At 69.0% G+C, this 23,043-nt stretch carries 22 protein-coding genes and 2 tRNA genes; 14 read left to right on the forward strand and 10 right to left on the reverse strand.

The features are described from left to right. Window positions 1–48 precede the first annotated feature (48 nt). The 4 genes from ACWD01_RS04940 (at window position 49) to ACWD01_RS04955 (ending at window position 3,339) form a co-directional block, all read left to right on the forward strand. Window positions 49–615: a DUF3566 domain-containing protein gene (locus ACWD01_RS04940; protein WP_451158136.1), complete on the forward strand. Its 567-nt coding sequence runs from the start codon at window positions 49–51 to the stop codon at window positions 613–615. 83 nt (window positions 616–698) lie between these two features. Continuing rightward, window positions 699–775, forward strand: a tRNA-Ile gene (locus ACWD01_RS04945). Between the two features lie 698 nt (window positions 776–1,473). Continuing rightward, entirely contained in the window at window positions 1,474–1,608 is a 135-nt protein-coding gene (locus ACWD01_RS04950; protein WP_003958712.1) for a DLW-39 family protein, read from the forward strand. A 306-nt stretch (window positions 1,609–1,914) separates the two neighbouring features. Beyond that, window positions 1,915–3,339, forward strand: coding sequence for a hypothetical protein (locus ACWD01_RS04955; RefSeq protein WP_451158138.1), 1,425 nt, complete (start codon window positions 1,915–1,917; stop codon window positions 3,337–3,339). Between the two features lie 53 nt (window positions 3,340–3,392). On the opposite strand, the gene ACWD01_RS04960 is transcribed toward ACWD01_RS04955, so the two are convergent. Together ACWD01_RS04960 and ACWD01_RS04965 are read right to left on the reverse strand one after the other, a co-directional pair. Beyond that, a complete protein-coding gene (locus ACWD01_RS04960) occupies window positions 3,393–4,709 on the reverse strand; it encodes a protein kinase domain-containing protein (RefSeq protein WP_451158140.1) in 1,317 nt (438 codons plus the stop codon). A gap of 49 nt (window positions 4,710–4,758) precedes the next feature. Then, the gene (locus tag ACWD01_RS04965) at window positions 4,759–5,307 is read right to left on the reverse strand and encodes a helix-turn-helix domain-containing protein (protein ID WP_451158142.1); all 549 of its coding nucleotides are present in this window, start codon (window positions 5,305–5,307) and stop codon (window positions 4,759–4,761) included. Window positions 5,308–5,498: 191 nt separating this feature from the next. Here ACWD01_RS04965 and ACWD01_RS04970 point away from each other — a divergent pair. Both ACWD01_RS04970 and ACWD01_RS04975 read left to right on the forward strand, forming a co-directional pair. Continuing rightward, a tRNA-Ala gene (locus tag ACWD01_RS04970) sits at window positions 5,499–5,571 on the forward strand. 464 nt (window positions 5,572–6,035) lie between these two features. Further along, complete coding sequence (locus ACWD01_RS04975) at window positions 6,036–6,884, forward strand: DUF6344 domain-containing protein (protein WP_451158144.1); 849 nt, start codon at window positions 6,036–6,038, stop codon at window positions 6,882–6,884. A 55-nt stretch (window positions 6,885–6,939) separates the two neighbouring features. Here ACWD01_RS04975 and ACWD01_RS04980 read toward each other — a convergent pair whose 3' ends face one another. Then, the gene (locus tag ACWD01_RS04980) at window positions 6,940–7,620 is read right to left on the reverse strand and encodes a DUF5324 family protein (protein WP_451158146.1); all 681 of its coding nucleotides are present in this window, start codon (window positions 7,618–7,620) and stop codon (window positions 6,940–6,942) included. A 288-nt stretch (window positions 7,621–7,908) separates the two neighbouring features. Here ACWD01_RS04980 and ACWD01_RS04985 point away from each other — a divergent pair, with 288 nt between their 5' ends. Together ACWD01_RS04985 and ACWD01_RS04990 are read left to right on the forward strand one after the other, a co-directional pair. Beyond that, window positions 7,909–8,436 carry a peptidylprolyl isomerase gene (locus ACWD01_RS04985; protein ID WP_451158148.1) on the forward strand — a complete coding sequence of 176 codons (528 nt, stop codon included), beginning with the start codon at window positions 7,909–7,911 and terminating at the stop codon, window positions 8,434–8,436. A 174-nt stretch (window positions 8,437–8,610) separates the two neighbouring features. Next, window positions 8,611–9,510, forward strand: coding sequence for a rhomboid family intramembrane serine protease (locus ACWD01_RS04990; protein ID WP_451158150.1), 900 nt, complete (start codon window positions 8,611–8,613; stop codon window positions 9,508–9,510). A 274-nt stretch (window positions 9,511–9,784) separates the two neighbouring features. On the opposite strand, the gene crgA is transcribed toward ACWD01_RS04990, so the two are convergent. Continuing rightward, window positions 9,785–10,039, reverse strand: coding sequence for a cell division protein CrgA (gene crgA, locus ACWD01_RS04995; protein ID WP_451158152.1), 255 nt, complete (start codon window positions 10,037–10,039; stop codon window positions 9,785–9,787). A gap of 142 nt (window positions 10,040–10,181) precedes the next feature. On the opposite strand from crgA, the gene ACWD01_RS05000 reads away from it, so the two are divergent. Genes ACWD01_RS05000 through ACWD01_RS05025 form a run of 6 tightly spaced genes read left to right on the forward strand, consistent with a single transcriptional unit; the run spans window position 10,182 to window position 14,519 of the window. Continuing rightward, window positions 10,182–10,949 (forward strand): DUF881 domain-containing protein, encoded by a 768-nt coding sequence (locus tag ACWD01_RS05000; RefSeq protein ID WP_451158154.1) that lies wholly within the window; start codon window positions 10,182–10,184, stop codon window positions 10,947–10,949. A 30-nt stretch (window positions 10,950–10,979) separates the two neighbouring features. Next, the gene (locus ACWD01_RS05005) at window positions 10,980–11,687 is read left to right on the forward strand and encodes a class E sortase (RefSeq protein ID WP_451158376.1); all 708 of its coding nucleotides are present in this window, start codon (window positions 10,980–10,982) and stop codon (window positions 11,685–11,687) included. Window positions 11,688–11,743: 56 nt separating this feature from the next. Next, on the forward strand, window positions 11,744–11,917 hold the full coding sequence (locus ACWD01_RS05010) for a hypothetical protein (RefSeq protein WP_356898025.1): 174 nt from the start codon (window positions 11,744–11,746) through the stop codon (window positions 11,915–11,917). After that, window positions 11,914–12,552 carry an aminodeoxychorismate/anthranilate synthase component II gene (locus ACWD01_RS05015; protein ID WP_451158156.1) on the forward strand — a complete coding sequence of 213 codons (639 nt, stop codon included), beginning with the start codon at window positions 11,914–11,916 and terminating at the stop codon, window positions 12,550–12,552. The genes ACWD01_RS05010 and ACWD01_RS05015 overlap by 4 nt, the downstream gene beginning before the upstream one ends. Then, window positions 12,549–13,775: a class E sortase gene (locus ACWD01_RS05020; protein ID WP_451158158.1), complete on the forward strand. Its 1,227-nt coding sequence runs from the start codon at window positions 12,549–12,551 to the stop codon at window positions 13,773–13,775. Before ACWD01_RS05015 ends, ACWD01_RS05020 begins: the two co-directional genes overlap by 4 nt. A 51-nt stretch (window positions 13,776–13,826) precedes the next feature. Next, window positions 13,827–14,519: a class E sortase gene (locus ACWD01_RS05025; RefSeq protein WP_451158160.1), complete on the forward strand. Its 693-nt coding sequence runs from the start codon at window positions 13,827–13,829 to the stop codon at window positions 14,517–14,519. Between the two features lie 90 nt (window positions 14,520–14,609). Here ACWD01_RS05025 and pknB read toward each other — a convergent pair whose 3' ends face one another. From pknB to ACWD01_RS05055, 6 genes are all read right to left on the reverse strand, one after another. Further along, window positions 14,610–16,634, reverse strand: coding sequence for a Stk1 family PASTA domain-containing Ser/Thr kinase (gene pknB, locus ACWD01_RS05030; RefSeq protein ID WP_451158162.1), 2,025 nt, complete (start codon window positions 16,632–16,634; stop codon window positions 14,610–14,612). A 175-nt stretch (window positions 16,635–16,809) separates the two neighbouring features. Continuing rightward, complete coding sequence (locus ACWD01_RS05035) at window positions 16,810–18,264, reverse strand: peptidoglycan D,D-transpeptidase FtsI family protein (RefSeq protein WP_451158164.1); 1,455 nt, start codon at window positions 18,262–18,264, stop codon at window positions 16,810–16,812. Beyond that, entirely contained in the window at window positions 18,261–19,688 is a 1,428-nt protein-coding gene (locus ACWD01_RS05040) for an FtsW/RodA/SpoVE family cell cycle protein (RefSeq protein ID WP_451158166.1), read from the reverse strand. The genes ACWD01_RS05035 and ACWD01_RS05040 overlap by 4 nt, the downstream gene beginning before the upstream one ends. Window positions 19,689–19,713: 25 nt before the next feature. Then, a complete protein-coding gene (locus ACWD01_RS05045) occupies window positions 19,714–21,213 on the reverse strand; it encodes a Stp1/IreP family PP2C-type Ser/Thr phosphatase (protein WP_451158168.1) in 1,500 nt (499 codons plus the stop codon). 144 nt (window positions 21,214–21,357) lie between these two features. Beyond that, the gene (locus ACWD01_RS05050; RefSeq protein WP_356898032.1) at window positions 21,358–21,870 is read right to left on the reverse strand and encodes an FHA domain-containing protein FhaB/FipA; all 513 of its coding nucleotides are present in this window, start codon (window positions 21,868–21,870) and stop codon (window positions 21,358–21,360) included. A gap of 10 nt (window positions 21,871–21,880) precedes the next feature. Further along, entirely contained in the window at window positions 21,881–22,768 is an 888-nt protein-coding gene (locus ACWD01_RS05055) for an FhaA domain-containing protein (RefSeq protein ID WP_451158170.1), read from the reverse strand. Window positions 22,769–23,043: the final 275 nt, after the last annotated feature.

Below are 23,043 nucleotides of genomic sequence, written 5' to 3' on the forward strand. Positions count from 1 at the left end.
GGAGCGAACGGTGCCCGTGGCCCTGCCGCGGACTCCCAGGGGGCCACAGTGACGGACACCCGGGGGCAGCAGCCCCCGTACCAGACGTATGGCGGCGAGCAGCCTGCCCCGCAGGTCGGCCAGCCGTACCACCCTCCGCAGGCGTATCCCTCGCCGGGCGGGACGCAGGGCGGACAGCAGCGCACCGGCCAGGACGCGGCCGCCGCGGTGCGCAGGCCGCGCACAGGGGCCCGTACGACGCCGCGTACCCGCAAGGCACGGCTGCGGGTGGCCAAGGCCGACCCGTGGTCGGTGATGAAGGTCAGCTTCCTGCTCTCCATCGCCCTGGGCATCTGCACGGTGGTCGCCGCCGCCGTGCTGTGGATGGTCATGGACGCGATGGGCGTCTTCTCGACCGTCGGCGGCACGATCAGCGAGGCCACCGGCTCGAACGAGAGCAACGGCTTCGACCTCCAGTCGTTCCTCTCGCTGCCGCGGGTGCTCATCTTCACCTCGGTCATCGCGGTGATCGATGTGGTGCTGGCCACAGCGCTGGCGACGCTCGGGGCCTTCATCTACAACCTCTCCGCCGGTTTTGTGGGCGGTGTCGAGCTCACGCTCGCCGAGGACGAGTAGCGCCGCGTCGGGGTCCCCGGGATTCCGATTTTGGCGCTGCACCGCGTGTGCGCTAATCTTCAGAGGTCAGCGCGCAGCGCGGCGGGGCTATAGCTCAGTTGGTTAGAGCGCATCCCTGATAAGGATGAGGCCACAGGTTCAAATCCTGTTAGCCCCACCAGTACAAAGGCCCCCAGCCGATTCCGGTTGGGGGCCTTTGGCATGCGGCTCCGGCCGAAGTCGCTTCATTGACCTAGGTGTGCTCCCCAGGTCGGCTCGAGGTTCCCCGGAAGGGGGAGCGGTGGCTTCGCGGAGCCGAGTACGCCACCTCCGCCGAGCGATCAGCACCTTGGTGGGGTGACCGACCATGATCAGCACTCCGACCGCCGGCGCATAACCGCCTCGAGCAACCAGCTCGTAGGCCAGCTCCGAGTGTGGACCGATGAGGAGAAGGCCGGTCCCGCAGAGCACGACGCCGACTGCGCACAGAGTCAGTCCGACGAGGACGAAGGACGGCCTGAAGCGGGCACCCTTCCAGCCTTGCGCCATCTTCGTCTGCATCCGCGGACCGTCGAACCGCAGCTGCTGACGACCTTGCCGCCGTAGCCGGCGATACCGAGTGATGGCCTCGGCTTCTGAGCTCCTCATGGGCCCTCTGCGTCGCCGTCTCCCCATATGCGCCCCCCGTGCCCCGCACCGCTCGAACCGCCACGTGTGAACGTAACCGACCGGCCGGGCTCTGGTGCTTTGTCGGTCACCGGAGTTGGGGGCGCGGCATGAGCCGGCCGACGCCGGGCGCAGGTCACCGATCGGTATCGGTCGGTGTGTATAGTCGGGCGCCAGAAGTCCTCATACGTCAAGGAAAGACGAGGTCGCGCGGTGAAGAAGCTTCTCCTGGTCGCACTGGCCGCCATCGGCGGGCTCCTCGTGTACCGCCAGATCCAGGCGGATCGCGCCGAGCAGGATCTGTGGACGGAGGCGACCGACTCCGTGCCCGCAGGTTCGGGTGTGTGAGACGCAGCGTTTTCTTGGACATAGGCCCCGGCCGCGGAAGCGGCCGGGGCTCTGTGCTGTCCCGGCTGTTTCCGGAGGAGCGTGATTCACTTCGGTGAACGATTCGCTTGCTAATGCAAATATCGCAGGTGTGGTGTGCGGCGCCGGGGGAAGGGCCGCGTCGCCGTCCGACGGGACGCGGCCAAGTCGTGGGCGGACAAGAGGGGTGATTCGCCCGCGCGCGCAGACAGCGGAGGGGCGGCCGGGGCAGGATGGCACCGGGCCGACCGGCTACCCGGCGGACTCGTCGACCACAAGGAGAAGCGCGTGAAGAGGCAGCGCGGCAGGGGCCGGGTGGCGCTCGCCGGGGTGGCGGCGGCATGCGTGGTGGCCACGCTGCCGGGACAGTCGTGGGCGGCCGGCGAGCCGAGCCCCTATGTCTTCGACAGCGAGGCGAAGCCCGTCGAGGGCAACCCGGTCAACATCAACGGTCCCGAGCTGACGGCCGGTTCGACGTACAGGGACTCGATCGAGCCGGGCGAGAAGCTCTACTACCGCATCAACCTGGACGACAAGTCCAACGCCTTCGTCTCCGCGGTGGCCGTCCCCAAGCTGGGCACGAAGGTCGGCTACCTCGACAAGCTCGAGGTGAGCATCGAGGACAAGTCGGGGTCGGAGTGCAGCGACGGCGACGCCGCCTTCGGTTCCGCGGGCTACGCCCGGCCGGTGGCCAACTACGCGAGCCGGCGGATCGAGAAGGACAGCACCGGCTGTCAGCAGGCCGGCGCGTACTACGTGGTGCTGGAGCGGTCCGGGGACGAGAAGTCCACGCAGGAGACGTGGGACGTCGAGCTCCGCTACGCCTCCGAGCCGGGGCTGAAGGCCGCCGGCCCCACCGAGGCTCCCGAGAGCTGGTCCTCGGCCTCGCCGGCGGCGCCGACGAGCGGGCCGCAGCGGCGTCACGGCGGCACCAGCTTCCACGACTCCACCGGCCTCGGCGAGGGCGAGTGGCAGGACAGCATCAAGCCCGGCGAGACGCTCTTCTACCGGGTGCCGGTCGACTGGGGACAGCAGATCTTCGCCGGCGCCGATCTCGCCAACAGCCCGACCGGTGACGGGGCGAAGAGCGTCAGCAACGCCCTGGTGCTCGCGCTGTACAACCCGGCGAGGGGCTTCGTCGACGACGAGTCCAGCATGTACTACGACGGCAAGCAGAAGACCGTCTCGCTGGACCCGCTGCCGCCCGTGGCGTACGAGAACCGCTACGACTCCGACGATTCGGTCGGCGCCATGAGGTTCGCCGGCTGGTACTACCTCTCCGTCACGCTCAACCCGCAGATCGCGGAGGAGTACGGCAAAGGCCCGGTGCCGCTGACGCTCCGGGTGAACGTCGAGGGCGAGCCCGAGGGGGCTCCCGCCTACGCCGGCCCGGCCGGCGACTTCGAGGTCACCGAGGACGACCAGGAGGCGGCCGAGACCGGCAAGAGCGCCGAGGAGGCGGCGACGGGCGACAGCATGATGCTGCTCGCCGTCGGGGGGATCGGCCTCGGGACCCTGCTGGTGCTGGGCCTCGGCGTCTGGACGCTGCTGGCCCGGCGCGGTACTCCGCGGGACGCGGAACCGGCGGCCTTCGCCCTGCCGGGACAGCCCGGCCCGCAGGGCCCCGCGCAGGACACTGTCCAGGGGTACCAGCAGGGGTACGGCCACCAGCAGTACGGATACGGGCAGCCCGGACCCCCGCAGGGGCACTGACCGGCCGCGGAGGCCGGCGGGAAAGCGGGAAGCGGGCGGGAAGTGCGGCGGGCTCAGACCTGGGTCAGCGCCCAGATCCCCACCGCGAAGCAGAGCACGGCGACGAGCAGCACCGGGACCGCGACCTTCGGGGGCGGTCCCGGCCGCTTTCCGGTGCCTCGCTGTGGAACCTGAGGCGCGTGAGCGGTGTACGTATGAGTAGCGGGCCCGCCGAACGACGGCGGCGTCTGCTGCATCGGCTGGGTCTGCAGGGGGGAGCCCGCATGTGCCGCGACAGGAGCGGAGGAGGGAAGCCGGGTCGGGCTCGGCGTGGACTCGCCCACGGCGGGCATCGCGGCCGGCGGATGCGGCTGAGCAGGGTGCAGCTGAGTGGTGTGCGGTGGCTGTGCGGGTGGCTGCTGGGGTGGTGGGGCCAGATGGAAGCTGCCGGTCTCCGAAGGGGGAGCGGGCTGCTGTACGGGCGCGGCCTGGCCGGGTGCCTGCTGCGCTGCCTCGGGGCCGTTCGGTCCGAAGCCCACCGGGAGCGGCCCGAGTTGGTCGAAGACCTCGACGGGCTCCTCGTCCGGCGCGGGCTCGGGGAGCAGTTCCACGGCCGTCGTGAGCGCCTTGCGCGCTCCTGTGGCGCTGCGGAACCGCGCCTGCGGATCGGGCTGCAGCAGCCCCGCGATCACCTGCCAGAGCGGCTCAGGAACCCCCTGAGGGGCGCTCGGCGTGCCGTGCTCGGCGAAATGCTCCACCAGGGCCTGGGAGTCAGGCTTCCTGCCCTGCAGCAGATAGAGGGCGACCAGGCCCGCCGCGAAGAGGTCGGCGGTGAAGTCCGGCTCCGCGCCGAGCATCTGCTCTGGAGCGAAGTAACCGGGCGTCCCCACCACATAGTTGGTCTCGGTCAGCCGGGGTTCGCCCTTGCGCATGGAGATCCCGAAGTCGGAGACCCTGAGGTGGGGCCGTCCCTTCCCGGTCGCCTCCATCAGGATGTTGGCCGGCTTGATGTCGCGGTGCACGACCCCCTCCGCGTGCACCGCGGCGAGTCCGGACAGCAGCTGATCGAGCAGGGTGCACACGAACCGCGGCGGGAGCGGCCCGTAGTCACCGATGACATGAGCCAGGGAGCCACCGCTCACCAGCTCCATGGTGAACAGCACCTTGTCGTCGTCCGCGGCCCAGCTGGCCGGGGCGAGGACATGGGGATGGTCGATCCGGAGCGCCTGCTCACGCACGAAACGGAGCAGGGTGTGCGCGTCGCTCTGCTGCAGAACCTTCGCCGCCACATAGCGGCGGCGGCGGTGGTCCCAGGCGCGCCACACCGCGCCGACGCCACCGCGCCCGATCGGGTCGATCAGCTCGTACCGACCAGCGAAGACCTCACCCATGTGCTGCGCCAGCTCCCCGGTTCCTCGTGGTGGCGACTGCCCGCCTCGTTCAGCTCTGGTGCGACTCGAAGTGCGAGACCGCGTCGGCGGTGCGCCCCGCGCCGTACACCCGGAGGAACTCTGCCAGTTCCGGATGGGTCGGGGCGAGGGAGTCCGCCGCATCGATGATGTCCCCGGCCGCCGAGACGGACCGGAGCAGGGACTGGATCTCCCGCACCACACGGCGGACCGTCGGCGCCCCCGAGGTGCTGGTCGAATGATTGGTGCCGGTCAGGACGGAGCCGCCCTGCGACTTCTTGATCTCGTCCATCCGGGTGGTCGCCTCCACGGCGCTCATGCTGCCGTCGGCCACCTGGCCGGCCAACTCCTGCAACGCCTGGACGCGTTGCACGACCGCGGGGTTTCCGATCTTGGCTCGCTGACCGCTCATCAACTGGGACAGCATGGGGGCGGAAAGACCGAGGACGCCCGCGAGGCGGGCCTGATTGAGCCCCAGGTCGTCGATGAGACGCCGGAAGAGAGCACCGAGCGGCTCTCCGTACCAGCTGCGCTGCAGTTCTCTGGCTCTTGCGGTTGTCTCCTGCTGCGCTGCATCCATGAGCGTCTCCCCATCGCTTCCCCAAGCGGCTTCGCTGTCGCGAACCTTGTGGTGCATCTTACGGAGCGTGGTCGGTGACGGGGAGTACCGGCGGGAAGCCCGATGTTTTTGCAGGATCATGGGGGTGACCCGGTACTCTGGTCCACGGCGGTCGCCGGGGCGTTCCTTCTCCTCGGGTATTCCGCCGTTCCGGGGCCTTAGCTCAGTTGGTAGAGCGCTGTCTTTGCATGGCAGATGTCAGGGGTTCGACTCCCCTAGGCTCCACTTCGGATCAGAGAGGTCCCCGACCGCGAAGCCGGTCGGGGACCTCTCTGTTTCTCTGCGGCTCTCTCTTCCCGCGGCCGGCCTCTCGACCGCCGTCTAACGGCACGCGGCGCGTCTGTCGAATCGGCCGCCGGTGCCTCCACTGCCCTTCGGCATTGCGCCATGACGGGTTCCGGAGCCTCGTCGAGCCGGTGACCCTGCCGGGCGGTCGCTCGCCGAAGCAGTCCGGCGAGAGCCCTTTCCGCCGCGCTGACCTGCATGTTCGCCATTGTGTGATGAGTACGGTGCAGCCCTGGACGGGCTCCGGCGGGACCGCAAGTCGGGGCTTCGGCACGGCGGGCTGGACCATCCGGGTGGTGTTCATCAGAAGAACTGCGCAGCGGCGGCGTCGCTCCCCCACTTCTCGGGATGCGTACACATCATGAGGAAGGTATGTAAAACGACCAACCCGAAAGCGAGGGGTCATGGCCGCCTTCAAGGTCAGGAATCTGTGGAACGCGTTCATCACCGCGTTCTTTGCTCTGCTTGCCTCGGTGGGGCTCACCACCGGCGCCGCGGCCGCCGCGGCTCGGCCGGCCGCGCAGTCGGCGGACGAGCCGGCCGAGACGGTCCGGCCGCAGGCCCGGCGCGCAACCGTGCCGGCTCAGAACAGGCGACCGGCCACCCGGCCGACGCCGACCGCACGAGAGCGGTCGCTGCCACCGACGATGAAGCAGCGCATCAGCGCCGAGGCGCACGGCTCGTCGCCGTCCGTGCGGCACCTGCCCGCTGTCGACACGAGCGACGCCGCTCCCGCCAGGAGCCTCGCGGCGATGCTGGGCGCTACGGCTTCCACTGGCGCGTCTCGGGCCTCCGCCGTGGTTCCCGCTGCGCCCGCCGAGGACATCGCGCCCACCGCTTCCACCCCTTCGACCGCGCCCACCGCGTCCACCGCTTCCACTAGGAGCGCTGCGCCCTCCGGACCGACCACGTCCACTGTGGGGCACACGTCCACCGCGTTCGCCGAGGGCCAGACGCGCACCGGTGCCGGTGAGGGTTCGCCGGTCGGCTCCCCGTTCACTGTGGCCGGCCCCGCCGCCCCCACCACGTCCGACGTGGCCGGCGCCCCGACCGCTGCCACCACAGGTTCACCGGCCGCCGCCGCTCCCGCGGGTTCACCGGCCGCCGCTGCCCCCGCCGACTCCCCGATCGCCGCTCCGGCCGATTTCCGCGCCGCGCAGGCCGCCCGTGCCGCCCAGGACGCCCGCATCGCGGAGGAGCTCCGCGCCGAGCAGGAGATCCGGGCCGCACTCACCGCGCTCGTCGCAGCATGAGGCGCCGGGAGCGTTCTCCACTCCCGGCGCCCGAAGTCCGAAGTACGGCTGACCGTCAGCGACGGTCGTCCTGGTCCCCAGTCTCTGCCTCGCCCTGCTTCACCTGCACCTCGGGGTCGAGCCCGGCCTGCGTACTGCCGTCGACCGACGTCAGCGGGGCACGGTCGGAAACCTCCGTCGCGGCGGGCGGTTCCACCAGCCAGTCGGGGTTGGCCTGCTTGTCCCACCACTTCCACGCGGCGAAGGCACCGCCGGTCAGCACACCGAGGACCGCGAGGCCCTTGGCGAGGCGCCCGGCCCGGGACCGCCGCTCATGCTTCCTCACCAGCTTCTGGATCTCCTTGGCCGTCACCTGACCGCGCAGCGCGGCCAGAGCGGCAGCCGAACGGGCCGCGGCCTCCTCCCGCACGGGCTGAGCGGCGGCCATCGCGTGCTCGACGCGCGGGACCGTGTAGTCGGCCGCCTGCCGGGCGGCCCTCCTGGCCTGCACCTTGGCGCGGCGCGCGGCGACATCGACTTTCGGCGGTACGTGTGGTGCGACACGACTGCCGTACTGAACACGGGCCGCTGTGGCGGCCTGGGAAACCTTCGGCGCGAGCCGTACGCGGGCCTCCTGCGCATAATGCGCGGCCTGGTGTTTGGCCGTGCCGGCGTATGGCGCCACCACGTCCGCGGCGTGCAGCACGCTGTCCTTCGCCGTACCGGTCGCGGCGCGCACGCTGTCCATGCGGGTCACGGGATCCTCCTCCTCGGTGGCGTACTGAGGGTGACTGGAGTTTGTCCCCGGTTGGGGCACTGTTTCCGCCTATCCACCCGGTTCGAAATCATGCCCGTTGAACGCCGCCCCGGCATGTGGGGGCGGGCATCCGGGTCATGCCGGGAACGTCGGGAACATGTGGACGACGATGCCACTGTTCGGCACGGAACGCGCCGGTGCGACGAAGACCCGGCCGCTTCTGTCCGTAAGGCCGTCCTTCCGTGCGAGGATCGTGCGACGTCAGAGACGACTTACGGAAGGCAGATCGTGGCCGAGCAGCTTTACGCCACCCTGAAGACCAACCAAGGCGACATCGAGATCCGGCTTCTGCCGAACCACGCGCCCAAGACGGTCAAGAACTTCGTAGAACTCGCACAGGGTGAGCGCGAGTGGGTCCACCCGGCAACCGGCAAGAAGTCCACCGACAGGCTCTACGACGGCACGGTCTTCCACCGCGTGATCAGCGGCTTCATGATTCAGGGTGGCGACCCGCTGGGCAACGGCACGGGCGGCCCCGGCTACGAGTTCGAGGACGAGTTCCACCCGGACCTGTCCTTCGACAAGCCGTATCTGCTGGCCATGGCCAACGCCGGCCCCGGCACCAACGGTTCGCAGTTCTTCATCACCGTGGCCCCGACCGCCTGGCTGACGCGCAAGCACACGATCTTCGGCGAGGTCAGCAGCGAGGCCGGCAAGAGGGTCGTGGACGCGATCGTGAAGACCGACACCAACCCGCGCACCGACCGCCCGGTCAACGACGTCGTGATCGAGTCGGTGGTCGTCGAGACCCGCTGAGGCATGGCGGCGGGACGCGTTCGAGCGCCATGCCGGGGGTAGGTGCCCGGACACGGCGGCAAGGCGCGTCGCAGCCCGTCGGCGCCGGTTTTCCCGCAGGGGAACCTTTTCGCCTCGTCCGTCCGTAAGGATGGACGGGGCGATGTCGCGAGCCCAGATTGACGAGGTGACCTCATGGACCAGGCGCCAGGCAGCCCGCAGGAGCCGCAGGGCGCCCACGGCCTGCCCACCTGCTATCGGCATCCGGACCGTGAGACGGGGATCAGCTGCACCCGCTGCGACCGTCCGATCTGTACGGACTGCATGGTCGACGCGTCGGTCGGGTTCCACTGCCCGGAGTGTGTCCGCACCGGTTCCGGTACGGGGCACCGGCCGGACGCGACGCGGCCGCGGACGATCGCGGGCGGCGCCGTCGTGGCGGACTCGCGGCTGGTGACGAAGATCCTGCTGGGGCTCAACATCGCCATTTTCGGCCTGGCGCTCGGGCTGCGGGAGGAGTTCGTCGACCGGTTCGCCATGATCGGCTTGGCCTACGACCCGCGCCTGACGGAGGTCGTCGGGGTGGCGGACGGTGAGTGGTACCGCCTGGCCACCGGGATGTTCCTGCACGAGGAGGCCTGGCACATCTTCTTCAACATGCTGCTGCTGTGGTGGTTGGGCGGCCCGTTGGAGGAGGCGCTGGGGAGGGTCCGGTATCTGGCGCTCTACCTGATCTCCGGTCTGGCCGGCAGTGCCCTGACGTATCTGCTCGAGGACCCGAACCAGGGCTCGCTCGGGGCCTCCGGTGCGATCTACGGTCTGCTCGGCGCCACCGTGGTGCTGATGCGCCGGCTCAAGTACGACCTGCGGCCCATCGCCGTGCTCATCGCGATCAACCTCGTCATCACGTTCTACTGGGAGGGCATCGCCTGGCAGGCCCACATCGGTGGCCTGGTCGCAGGGGTCGCGATCGCCTACGGTCTGGTCCACGCCCCGCCGGGCAAGCGCCGCAACACCGTCCAGTTCGCCACTTGCGCGCTCGTCCTGCTCGCGACCGTCGCCGTGGTCGTCGCCAGGACCGCTTCGATCACCTGACCGTACGGCTCCGGCGGCCGAGCTTTCCCCAGAGTTGTCCACAGCGTGTGGCGGATCTTGTGCATCCCGTGGGGAACAAGCGTGCCCCTCGTCGCTGAGCTGGGGTTTTCCAGGAGCGGCAAGGGGCGGATCGCTTCATCGACATGGCCGACGCAGTCACATCGGCGTCAACAGAGCGAGAGTTATCCACAGATCTTCTGACCTTTTCCCCGGCCTGTGGAAAACGGTGTGGACAACTCCCGCCCGGGGACTCAGGCAGCCGACTGCCGTGCAACTACTTCCACTGGGTCGAGACGCCGAAGCCGGCAGCGATGAAGCCGAAGCCCACGACGATGTTCCAGTTGCCGAAGCTGCTGATCGGCAGCTCGCCCTCCGTCACATAGAAGAGGACGATCCAGGCGAGCCCGATCAGGAACAGCGCCAGCATCACCGGCGCGACCCAGCTGCGGTTGGTGAGCCTTATGGACACCGCCTTCGCGGCCGGAGGCGGCGTGAAATCGGCCTTCTTGCGGATACGTGACTTCGGCACGAGGGACTCTCCTGTCGATGCGCTGCGTTACCGCGCAGGGAACTGTGTGGCTGGCGCCGGGGCCGGAACCAGGGGGGCCACTGCTGCCCCCGGGCGTCCGTTAGCGTAGTGCTTCCGCGGTGCCGAAGGAGATAAGGGTACGTTGAGCATTTCTGCCGACTCCCCGCAAGGCCCCGATCGCCGATTCACCTGGCGACCGGTCCGGCTGCTGACGGCTGCCGTTTTCGCCCTCGCGGGGCTGATCTTCGTGACCAGTTTCAACACTGCCAAGGGTACAGACCTGCGCACGGACGACTCCCTGCTGCGGCTGTCCGACCTGGTCCAGCAGCGCAGCGACAAGAACGGCGAGCTCGAGGCGTCCACCGCGGCCGTGCGCGGCGACGTGGACGCCCTCGCCCAGCGCGACGACGGATCCACGCAGGCCGAGGACGCGAAGCTGAAGGCTCTGCAGCACTCCGCCGGCACCGATCCGCTGGGGGGCAGCGCCCTGACCGTGACCCTGAACGACGCTCCGCCGGACGCCCGGGCCGCGCCCGGCTACCCGGAGCCGCAGGCCAACGACCTGGTCATCCACCAGCAGGACCTCCAGGCAGTCGTCAACGCGCTGTGGCAGGGCGGCGCCAAGGGCATCCAGGTCATGGACCAGCGGCTGATCTCCACCAGCGCCGTACGGTGCGTGGGCAACACGCTCATCCTCCAGGGCCGTGTCTACTCACCGCCCTACACGGTCACCGCTGTCGGCGACCAGGAGAAGCTTCAGAAGGCCCTGTCCGATTCCCCCGCCATCCAGAACTACCAGCTGTACGTCGAGGCGTACGGGCTCGGCTGGAAGGTCGACGAGAAGGAGTCGGTGACTCTTCCCGGCTACTCGGGCACAGTGGATCTCCACTACGCGAAGCCCGTCGGGTAAAGCCTCTGGCGCTTGGGGGAGCCGGTGTCGATCTCGGTACGTGTGCTCGTCCGGACCTTCAGCGAACTGTGCATCACCGTCGGCACCTTGATCGTCCTGTTCGTCGTCCATCTGCTCTTCTGGACCGGAATCCAGGCCGGCCACGCCACCGACCGCCAGATCGGCCGTCTGGAAGCCGACTGGGCGGCGGCCCCGGGGGCCGGGCCGCCGGCCTCGGGCCGGGAGGATCCCGAGCCCGTGCCGACGGCGTACGAGCCCGGTGAGCCCTTCGCGGTCATGTACATCCCCCGGTTCGGCGCCGGCTGGGACTGGCCCGTCCTCCAGGGCACCGGCGCCGACGTGCTCAAGAAGGGACTGGGGCACTACGCCTCCACGGCCGTGCTCGGAGCCAGAGGCAACTTCGCGGTCGCCGGGCACCGCCGCACCCACGGCGACCCCTTCAAGGACTTCCCGAGGCTGCGCCCCGGAGACGCGGTGGTGCTCACGGACGGGACGACCTGGTTCACCTACCGCGTCGCGAACAAGCCGTACCGGACGGTCCCGGGCGACGTCGGCGTCATCGATCCGGTGCCCCGGCCGATGAACGAGGAAGCGGCCGCCTTCGACGAGCCGGGTCGCTATCTCACGCTGACGACCTGCGAGCCGGAGTGGGGCAGCAGCCACCGGCTGATCGCCTGGGCCCGCCTCGACGCGACCCACCCTGTGACCGACGGCGAACCACCAGCTTTGCGCACCTGACCCACGGGCCCCTGCGGCCCTTTAGTCTGGTGCCGTACCGAACGGAAAGGGACGGCATGTACGGCTGGATCTGGCGGCATCTGCCGGGCAATGTATGGGTACGGGCGCTCATCTCACTCGTACTCGCCCTCGCGGTCGTCTACGTGCTGTTCCAGTACGTCTTCCCGTGGGCGGAGCCACTGCTTCCGTTCGGCGACGTGACGGTGGACGGAGAGGGAGGAGCCCAGTGAGCGCACGCGTTCTCGTCGTCGACAACTACGACAGCTTCGTCTTCAACCTCGTCCAGTACCTGTACCAACTGGGCGCCGAGTGCGAGGTCGTGCGCAACGACGAAGTCGCCCTGGAACACGCCCAGGACGGCTTCGACGGCGTACTGCTCTCCCCCGGCCCCGGCGCTCCCGAGGAGGCCGGTGTCTGCATCGACATGGTGCGGCACTGCGCCGACACCGGGGTGCCCGTCTTCGGTGTCTGCCTCGGCATGCAGTCGATGGCCGTCGCCTACGGCGGCGTGGTGGACCGGGCGCCGGAGCTGCTGCACGGCAAGACCTCGCCCGTCACCCACGACGGCACGGGCGTCTTCGCCGGCCTGCCGTCGCCCTTCATCGCGACGCGCTACCACTCCCTGGCGGCCGAGCCGGTTCCGTTCCCGGCCGAGCTGGAGGTGACGGCCCGCACGGCGGACGGCATCATCATGGGGCTGCGCCACCGTGAGCTGCCGGTCGAGGGCGTGCAGTTCCACCCCGAGTCGGTGCTGACCGAGCACGGCCATCGGATGCTCGCCAACTGGCTGGAGCAGTGCGGGGACGCCGGCGCGATCGGGCGTTCGGCAGGGCTCGCACCGGTGGTGGGCAAGGCTCTGGCGTGAGCGCCGTGCGCCCCGGCCATGAGCACGACCACGAGTACGAACACCGCTACGGGTACGAGCCGGAGAGCCAGGGCGAGCCGGTCTACGACCCGTTGACGGACCCCGTCCCTCCCGGGGGGCACGGATCGCCGTGGTTCAGGGCCGCGAACGTCCCGGCGGCCGGCCGGCCGCCGGCACCGCAGCAGGAGTGGGCGGCCGACCCGTACCCCGTGGACGAGACGGAGACGTACGGGAACGACTGGTACGCCCCCGAGCCGGGGCCCGTCCCCGCGCAGGCCACCGCGCCGGAGCCGGAGCAGGTGCACGTCCCCGAACCGGAGCCGCGGACCCCGGTGTCCGATCCGATCCTGGTGCCCGACGACGAGACGGTGGCCCTGCGGACGTCCGACACACGCCGCGCCGCCGAGACGGCCCCCGGGCCGGGTCGCGCGGAGCGGCGCAGGGCGGCCAAGGGGCGGGGCCGCAGGCGTTCTGCCGCGCAGCCCGTGGAGCCGGCGGAGCCGGGAAGACCCCTCAGCCGTGTCGAGGCCCGGCGGGCCGCCCGTGCGGCCAAGGACAGCCCGACGGTCGTGGCCAGCCGCGCCATCGGTGAACTGTTCATCACCTTCGGCGTCCTGATGCTGCTGTTCGTCACCTACCAGCTGTGGTGGACGAACGTGCTCGCGGGACAGCAGGCCGACAGGGCCACCGACCAGATCCAGGAGGACTGGGCGAACGGCCGCAAGCCCGACGCCTTCGAACCCGGCCAGGGCTTCGCCATCATGTACATCCCCAAGCTGGACGTCGTCGTGCCGATCGCCGAGGGCATCGACAAGAACAAGGTGCTCGACCGGGGCATGGTCGGCCACTACGGCGAGGGACAGCTCAAGACGGCGATGCCCGAGGACAAGCAGGGCAACTTCGCGGTCGCGGGTCACCGCAACACCCACGGCGAACCGTTCCGGTACATCAACCGGCTCGAGCCGGGAGACCCGATCGTCGTCGAGACGCGGGACAAGTACTACACGTACGAAATGTCGAGCATTCTTCCGCAGACCGTGCCGTCGAACGTGAGCGTGATCAGTCCGGTACCGGAGCAGTCCGGCTTCACCAAGCCCGGCCGGTACATCACGTTGACGACGTGCACCCCGGAATTCAAGAGTACGTATCGAATGATCGTGTGGGGCAAGATGGTCGACGAACGGCCGCGCAGCGAGGGCAAACCCGACGCACTCGTCGGCTGAGACGCCGGGACGCTGAGACCCCCGGACACCTCAAGACAGGGAACAGGTGCAGTGGCACGTGCACGAAGCCGGATCGCCGGCGCCATCAGTGTCTTCGGAGAGCTGCTGATCACCGCGGGCGTGGTGCTGGGGCTCTTCGTCGCCTACTCGCTGTGGTGGACCAATGTCCTCGCCGACCGTGAGGCCTCCAAGCAGAGCGACCGGATCCGCGAGGACTGGGCGAACAGCGGCCCGGAGAGCTCGGAGAAGAAGGATCTGGACCTGCGGGACGGCATTGGTTTCCTCCACGTGCCGGCCATGGGCGACGGCGAGGTGCTGGTGAAGAAGGGCACCGAGACAGAGGAGCTCAACGACGGCATCGCCGGCTACTACACCGAGCCGATCAAGTCGGCCCTCCCCTGGGACGACGAGGGCAACTTCACGCTCGCCGCGCACCGGGACGGGCACGGAGCCAAGTTCCACAACATCCACAAGATCAAGAACGGCGATCCGATCGTCTTCGAGACGAAGGACGCCTGGTACGTCTACAAGGTCTACAAGACGCTGCCGAAGACCTCGAAGTACAACGTGAACGTCCTGCAGCCCGTCCCGAAGGAGTCCGGGAAGACGAAGCCGGGCCGGTACATCACGCTGACGACGTGCACGCCGATCTACACGTCGAACTACCGGTACATCGTCTGGGGCGAGCTGGAGCGTACGGAGAAGGTCGACGACGCACGCACGCCGCCGGCGGAGCTGCGCTGACGTCCGGCGCCCCCGGCACGGGCTGAGCCCCGGCACCTGGAAGGTGCCGGGGCTCAGTGCTGCCTGCTGTGCGAGGTGCGGAGCGTCGCGTCAGTCGTCGCCGATGCTGCCGCCGATGAAGCCGCCGCCGCCGTCTCCACCGCCGTTGCCGTTGCCGCCGTTACCCCCGCCACCGATGGTTTCGAGGAAGATGGGCTGGGCCGGGTCGGCCGGCGTGCCCGGAGTGGGGTTGGAATTTATGACGACGGCGTTCTCGTCCTGCGGCTTGCCCGGGGCGATCTGGATGTTCGTGAATCCGGCCTGCTGAAGGATCTGTCGGGCCTCGGACACCTTCTTGCCCAAGATGTCACCCGGAACCGGCACCTGGGTCTGGGCCGGGCCCTTGGAGACCTGGAGGGTGACCTTGGAGCCCTTGGGGTGCTTGCCGGCCGGCAGGCTCTGGGCGATGATCTCGCCCTTGGGCTTGTCGGAGTCGACATCGACCGCTTCGACCTCGAACCCGAGCAACTGCAACTGGTTCGTCACCGGGACGATCTGCTGGGTGACGACGTTCGGAAGATCCTGCAGCTCCTGCTTGGCGACGGTGAGAGTGACCGTGGTTCCGGCCTCGGCCATGGAGCGGCCGGCGGGATCCTGCTCGAGGACCGTGCCGGGGTCCTCCTCGGAGGACTCAATTTCCTTGATCTCGACCTTGAACTTCTCGTCCTTGAGGATCTCGGTCGCCTGCTCGCTGTCCATGTCGAGCACGGTGGGGACCTTGACCTTCGGCGCGCCCTCCGAGACGACGACCTGGATGGTGTCGCCCACGTCCATCTTGGCCGGGGGCTTGGGGTCCTGGGAGCAGATGCTGCCCTTGGGCTGGTCGCAGCGCTCGGTGCCGGACTGGGTGACCTGCACGTCGGCGTTCCTGGCCGCTGCGTTGGCCTCCTCCAGCGTGGAACCGACCAGCTGAGGTACTTGCACCTGGCCGCCGCCGCCACTGGTGTCGAAGAGCTCCTTGCCGATCAGCACCGCGCCGACGAGCACCAGGATGCCCGCGAGCACCAGCAGGATGGTCGAGGTGTTGGACTTCTTCTGGCGCCTGCGGCCCTGGCGGTCGTCGTAGCCGTAGCCGCCGTCGTCCGGGTTCATGGGCGGCAGCATCGACGTCTGGCCGGCCGGATCCGCCTGGCGCAGCGCCGTGGTCGGCTGGTCGCCCTGACCGTAGCCGCCGTAGCCGGCCGCGCCCATCGCCGCCGTGGCGGCGACCGGCTGGCCGTCGAGGCAGGCCTCGATGTCCGCGCGCATCTCGTCGGCGGACTGGTAGCGGTAGTCCGGGTCCTTGACCAGGGCCTTCAACACGATCGCGTCCATCTCGGGCGTGATCTCGGGGTCGAAGTTGCTGGGCGGCTGCGGCTCTTCCCGTACGTGCTGGTAGGCCACGGCCACCGGCGAGTCCCCCACGAAGGGCGGGCGGACGGTGAGGAGCTCGTAGAGCAGGCAACCGGTCGAGTAGAGGTCCGAGCGGGCGTCGACCTGCTCGCCCTTGGCCTGCTCCGGAGAGAGGTACTGGGCGGTGCCGATGACGGCCGCGGTCTGGGTCATGGTCATGCCGGAGTCGCCCATGGCCCGGGCGATACCGAAGTCCATGACCTTGACCTGACCGGTCCTCGTCAGCATGACGTTGGCCGGCTTGATGTCGCGGTGGACGATGCCGGCGCGGTGCGAGTACTCGAGCGCCTGCAGGATGCCCACGGTCATTTCGAGCGTCCGCTCCGGCAGCAGCTTGCGGCCGGAGTGAAGCAGCTCACGGAGGGTGGACCCGTCCACGTACTCCATGACGATGTACGGGATCGAGACGCCGGGGCCCCCGCCGGAGGCCCCTTCGTACACCATGTCCTCACCCGTGTCGTAGACAGCGACGATCGCCGGGTGATTGAGCGAGGCGGCGGACTGGGCCTCACGGCGGAACCGGGCCTGGAAGGACGGGTCGCGGGCGAGATCGGCCCGCAGCGTCTTCACGGCGACAGTGCGGCCGAGCCGGGTGTCGTGGGCGAGGTAGACCTCGGCCATGCCACCGCGGCCGAGCACCGAGCCCAGTTCATACCGGCCGCCGAGGCGACGCGGCTCTTCCATAACTGTTCCAGCCCTCTCCGTCAGTCCCGACCGCACCCGTGTGTGGTCCTCCGGTGTGCTGTTTCGCGCAAAGGCTACCGGGCACGCCGTACTTGATCCGCCCGCAATCGGCAGCTGATACCCGACCGGTATCGCAATGTGCAGGTATGAAGGGCGGGAGTGATGCTCGTCACTACTACTTGTCCAGTACCGCCTGCATCACGGCCTTGGCGATCGGGGCGGCGAGGCCGCCACCGGAGATGTCGTCACGGCGGGCATTGCTGTCCTCGACCACGACCGCGACCGCGACGGGCGAACCGTTGTCGTCCTTGGCGTACGAGATGAACCAGGCGTACGGGTTCTTGCTGTTGTTCTCGCCGTGCTGGGCGGTACCGGTCTTGCCGCCGACCTTGACGCCGTCGATGGCCGCGTTGCCGCCGGTGCCGCTCTCGACGACGTTCTCCATCATCTGCTGGAGCAGCTGGGCGTTCTCCGCGGAGATCGGGCGGCTCATCTCCTCGGGGTCGTTCTGCTGGATGACGTCCAGGTCCGGGGAGACCAGCTTGTCGACCATGTACGGCTTCATCAGCTTGCCGTCGTTGGCGATCGCCGCCGTGACCATCGCCATCTGGAGCGGGGTGGCCGCGGTGTTGAACTGGCCGATGGAGGACTGCGCGTTGCCGTCCCGGCTCATCGTCTTGTCGTAGACGGAGGCGGCGGCACGGACCGGGGTGTCGATCTCCGGGTTGTTGAAGCCGAACCGCTCCGACATCTCGACCATCTTGTCCCGGCTCACGTCGTCGCCGAGCTTGGCGAAGACGGAGTTGCAGGAGACCTCCATGGCCCTGTTCAGGGTGGCGTTCTCGCAGCCGCTGGCGTGGTTGACCATCTCTGTACGGGTGCCGGGGAGGATGTACGGCTCGGGGGTTTCGGTCGGATCGTTGATGTCCTTGACGGCGCCGTACTCGAGTGCGGCGGCGGCGGTGACGACCTTGAACGTGGAGCCGGGCGGGTACGTCTCGCGCAGCGCGCGGTTCAGCATCGGCTTGTCACTGTCCTGGGTCAGTGCCGTCCACGCCTCGCCGTCCTTCTTCAGCCGGCCGGCGAAGGAGGAGGGGTCGTACGACGGGGTGGAGGCGAGGGCGAGGATCTTGCCGGTCTTCGGGTCGATCGCCGCGACGGCGCCCTTCTTGTCGCCGAGACCCTCGTAGGCGGCCTTCTGCGCCTTGCCGTTGAGGGTGGTGACGACGTTGCCGCCCTTCTTCTCGTCGCCGGTGAACATCGCCATCGTGCGGTCGAAGAAGAGCTGGTCCGAGTTGCCGCTGAGGATGCCGTCCTCGAGCTTCTCGAGCTGGTTGGCGCCGAAGACCTGGGAGGCGTAACCGGTCACCGGGGCCCACATGGGGCCGTTGGTGTAGGTCCGCTTGTACTTGTAGTAGTCGTCCTCGGTCTCGACGGAGCCGGTGATCGCCTTGCCCTCGACGATGATGTTGCCGCGCTCGTGCGCGTAGCGCTCGATCTCGACGCGCTTGTTCTTCTTGTGCGTGTTCAACTCGTCGGCCCGGACGTACTGGAGCCAGTTGTCCCGGATCATCAGGGCGAGGACCAGGATTCCGCAGAAGATCGCGATCCGGCGCAGGGGTTTGTTCACGGTCGGACCACCTGGGTCATCTCGGCGTCGGGTGACGGGGCGGGCGAGGGCGCGGGACGGCGCGCGGTGTCGCTGATACGGATCAGGATGCCGATCAGGGCCCAGTTGGCGATGACGGACGAACCACCGGCCGCGAGGAACGGCATCGTCATACCGGTCAGCGGGATGAGGCCCATCACACCGCCGGCCACGACGAACACCTGGAGGGCGAAGGCGCCGGACAGGCCGATCGCGAGCAGCTTGCCGAACGGGTCGCGGGCCGCCAGCGCGGTCCGTACGCCGCGCTCGATGATCAGGGCGTACAGCAGCAGGAAGGCCATCACCCCGGCCAGCCCCAGCTCCTCGCCGACGGTCGCGAAGATGAAGTCGGAGTTGGCGGCGAAGGCGATCAGATCGGAGTTGCCCTGCCCCCAACCGGTGCCGAGGGTTCCTCCGGCGCCGAACGACATCAGAACCTGTGACATCTGGTCACAGGCGAAGGCGGTGCTCGTGCCCGGCTCGGCGGTCTCCAGGCATTCGAAGGGGTCGAGCCAGGCGGCCACACGGGCCTGGACGTGGCCCGCGAACTGGGAGACGACGACAGCGCCGACCATGGACATCAACAGACCCATGACGATCCAGCTGGTCCGCTCGGTGGCCACGTACAGCATGACCACGAACATGCCGAAGAAGAGCAGCGACGTACCGAGGTCGTTCTCGAAGATCAGAATCAGCAGGCTCATCGCCCAGATCATCAGGATCGGACCGAGGTCGCGGCCGCGCGGCAGGTACAGCCCCATGAACCGGCGGCTGGCCAGGGCGAGTGCGTCCCGCTTCACCATCAGGTAGCCGGAGAAGAAGACCGCGATCACGATCTTCGCGAACTCACCTGGCTGGATGGAGAAGCCGGCGACCCGGATCCAGATCTTGGCGCCGAAGATCGGTACGCCGAGTCCCGGGACCAGCGGCAGCAGCAGCAGGACGATGGAGGCCGCCATCGAGATATACGTGAACCGCTGCAGGATGCGGTGGTCCTTCAGGACGAGCAGCACACCGACGAACAGCGCGATGCCGAGCGCCGAATACATCAGCTGGTTCGTGGCCTGCGGAGAGAAGTCGCTCCGTGCGAGCAGCCTCGGAGACTGGTCCAGCCGCCAGATGAGCACCAGGCCGAGACCGTTCAGCAGGGTCGCCAGCGGAAGCATCAGCGGATCCGCGTACTTGGCGAATCTGCGCACCACGAGATGGGCCACGGCGGCCATCAGGCCGAGGCCGAGGCCGTATCCCAGGACGCCCGCGGGGAGCTCGCCGTCCAGGGCGAGGCCCACGTTGATGTAGGCGAACACGGGGATGGCCACGGCGAAACCGAGGAGCATCAGCTCCGTGTTCCGCCGGCTCGGCGCGTCGATCGCGCCGATCGTGGTCGTGTTGGTGACAACGCTCATGGTGGAGAAGGCCCCCTACGGACGATTACTGCTTGCCGCAGTTCGAGGCCAGCTTCTGTTCCTCCTCCGAGAGGGTGGGACCCGGGGAGGGAGAGGCTGCGGTCGGTTTGGTCTTCGCGTCCTGGGTGGTGGGCGTGCCGGCGGTGCCGCCGGCCTGGCCCTCGCCCGGAGGCGGGCTGCTCGCGCGGTCGGCCGCCTCGCGGCGCTGCTCGTCCTTCTTGCAGGCCGCGGCCTGCTTGGCGAGCTCGTCGACCTTCGCGCGAGCGGTCGTGAGGCTGTCCTCGGTGATCGTCGCCTCGACCTGCTTGCGCTGGTAGGGCGGTAGGTACTTGAGTTCGATCTCGGGGTGGTCCTTCTGGACCTCCGAGAGCGAGACCCAGGCGAGGTCCTGGCTGATGCCCCGGTACAGGGCCACGTGCTCGCCCTTGGCGCCGACGTAGTACTGGGTCTGCGTCCAGCGGTAACCGCCGTAGAGACCGCCGCCCACGACGGCCAGCGCGAGAACGATGAAGAACGAGCGCTTCAGCCACTTGCGGCCGCCGCCCCGCTTGGCGAAGTCGTCGTCGGTGTAGGCGCCGAAACTGCCCTCGGGCGGCATGCCGCCGTACCCTCCGGCGTCGCCCGAGCCGGGCGGGCCGAAGCTGCCGTTCGGAGCCTTCGGCGCGGCGGGGCGTCCCAGCCCCGCGGCGCGGCCGGCGGGCGTCTGCATGGCGCCGCCGTCGTTCAGCTGGTGCTGGTTCTCGGCGACCGCGCCGACGACGACCGGGGTGTCGCTGAGCTGACCCGCCAGGGTGTCGCCCGTGTCGGTGTCGAGGACGTCGGCGACGATGCAGGTGATGTTGTCGGGGCCGCCGCCGCGCAGCGCGAGCTGGATCAGATCCTGCACGGTCTCCTGCGGGCCCTGGTAGCTGGCGAGCGTCTCCTCCATCGTCTGGTGGGAGACGACGCCGGACAGGCCGTCGGAGCAGATCAGATAGCGGTCTCCGGCGCGGACCTCGCGGATCGAGAGGTCCGGCTCCACGTGGTCGCCACTGCCCAGCGCCCGCATCAGCAGGGAGCGCTGCGGGTGGGTGGTGGCCTCCTCCTCGGTGATCCGTCCCTCGTCGACCAGGCGCTGCACCCAGGTGTGGTCCTGCGTGATCTGGGTCAGCACGCCGTCGCGGAGGAGGTACGCGCGGGAGTCGCCGACGTGCACCAGGCCGAGCCGCTGACCCGTCCACAGGAGCGCGGTGAGCGTGGTGCCCATGCCCTCGAGCTGCGGGTCCTCCTCGACCATCATCCGGAGCTGGTCGTTGGCCCGCTGCACGGCGGTGCCGAGCGAGGTCAGGATGTCGGAGCCGGGCACGTCGTCGTCGAGCGTGACGAGCGTGGAGATGACCTCGGACGAAGCGACCTCACCGGCCGCCTGCCCACCCATGCCGTCGGCGATGGCCAGCAGACGGGGACCGGCGTAACCGGAGTCCTCGTTGCCCTCGCGGATCATGCCCTTGTGCGATCCGGCGGCGAAACGCAGAGAAAGACTCATGCGGACCTCACCCGTCGGCTCGCCGGGCGACTGTCGCGCCAGCCGGTCTCGAGCCACACTGCCCACCCTCCGGTCGGGAGCAGCCCGTGCAGGTCACCGGTGGGGACCGCTGCGGCTCGCTCGCTCCGCTCGCTCATTGTCGTACTACTTCCGCAGCTCGATGACGGTCTTGCCGATGCGGATCGGCGCGCCCAGCGGAATCGGTGTCGGGGTGGTGAGTCGGGTCCGGTCGAGATACGTGCCGTTGGTGGACCCGAGATCCTCGACGATCCACTGGCCGTCACGGTCCGGGTAGATCCTGGCATGCCTGCTGGACGCGTAGTCGTCGTCCAGCACGATTGTGGAGTCGTGCGCCCGTCCCAGGGTGATGGTCTGGCCCTGGAGGGCGACGGTGGTACCTGTGAGTGTGCCTTCGGACACGACGAGTTTCGTCGGCGCCCCCCGCCGCTGGCGGCCTCCCGCCTGCTGCCGCTGCTGCGGCGGTGCGGCGTTCTGGCGCTGCTGCTGAGGGCGCGGCTCGGCGCCGCGGCGCGAACCGCGCTGCGTCACCCGCGTCCCGAACAGATCGCTGCGGATGACCTGGACGGCCACGATGACGAACAGCCACAGAACAGCCAGGAAACCTAGCCGCATGACCGTCAGGGTCAGCTCTGACATTGCCCCCGCTTCACCCTTCGGCTTGCCGGTAAACGATGGTGGTGCTGCCCACGACGATCCGCGAGCCGTCGCGGAGCGTAGCGCGGGTGGTGTGCTGCCCGTCTACCACGATGCCGTTGGTAGACCCGAGATCCTGGATCGTCGAGGGCGTTCCGGTCCGGATCTCACAGTGCCGGCGCGATACGCCGGGGTCGTCGATCCGCACATCGGCGTCGGTGCTGCGTCCCAGCACCAGCGTCGGGCGGGAGATCTGATGGCGTGTGCCGTTGATCTCGATCCAGCGTCGTACTTGTGCGCCCGGCATGGCACCGGGGCCGGGCGTCCGCTGTCCGGCCGCGGGGCCGGGCCGTGGGCCCGGGGGTGCGCCGGGAGGCGGCGCGGCCGGCATGGGAGGTGCGCCCGGAGCGCCCGCGCCGTAGGCGGGCGGCGGGTAACCGTATCCGCCGGGGGCGCCGGCCTGGGCGTCGCCGCCGAAGGGCCGGCCCGCGGGGGCCGGCGAGGAACCCGCGGGGGACTGTGACGTACTCGACGCCAGCGTCCGGCTGCGTACCCGGTAGAGGCCCGTGTCGAGGTCGTCGGCCTTCTCGAGGTGGACCTTGATCGGCCCCATGAAGGTGTAGCGCTGCTGCTTGGCGTAGTCGCGGACCAGACCGGAGAGCTCGTCGCCGAGCTGGCCCGAGTACGGGCTCAGACGCTCGAAGTCGGGCGTGCTGAGCTCCACGATGAAGTCGTTGGGGACGACGGTCCGCTCGCGGTTCCAGATCGTCGCGTTATTGTCGCACTCCCGCTGGAGGGCGCCCGCGATCTCCACAGGCTGGACCTCGGACTTGAACACCTTGGCGAAGGTGCCGTTGACCAGACCTTCGAGACGCTGCTCGAAACGCTTCAGGACTCCCATGGGGCACCTCCTCCGTCGTTGTCGCCCTGGTGCTGCTTACTGATCGTATCCACGCGTCGGGAAATCGGCTGGTTCCCCTTGTCTGCCCCGTCGATGAGTGTCACCTCTCACACCGGATCGTAGAGGCGGCCTCCTGACAGTGTCCCGCACACCGAACGCATACAGGAGGAGTGGGGGACGCCGCCCTACGTTCCCCGGCCACTCGATTCGTTCCTTGTTCCTCGCTCGAGGGGTCCAAACAAACGGATGTGAATCCACCCTGTGCACCGTGCTAA

The organism is Streptomyces sp. NPDC002835, from assembly GCF_053591995.1.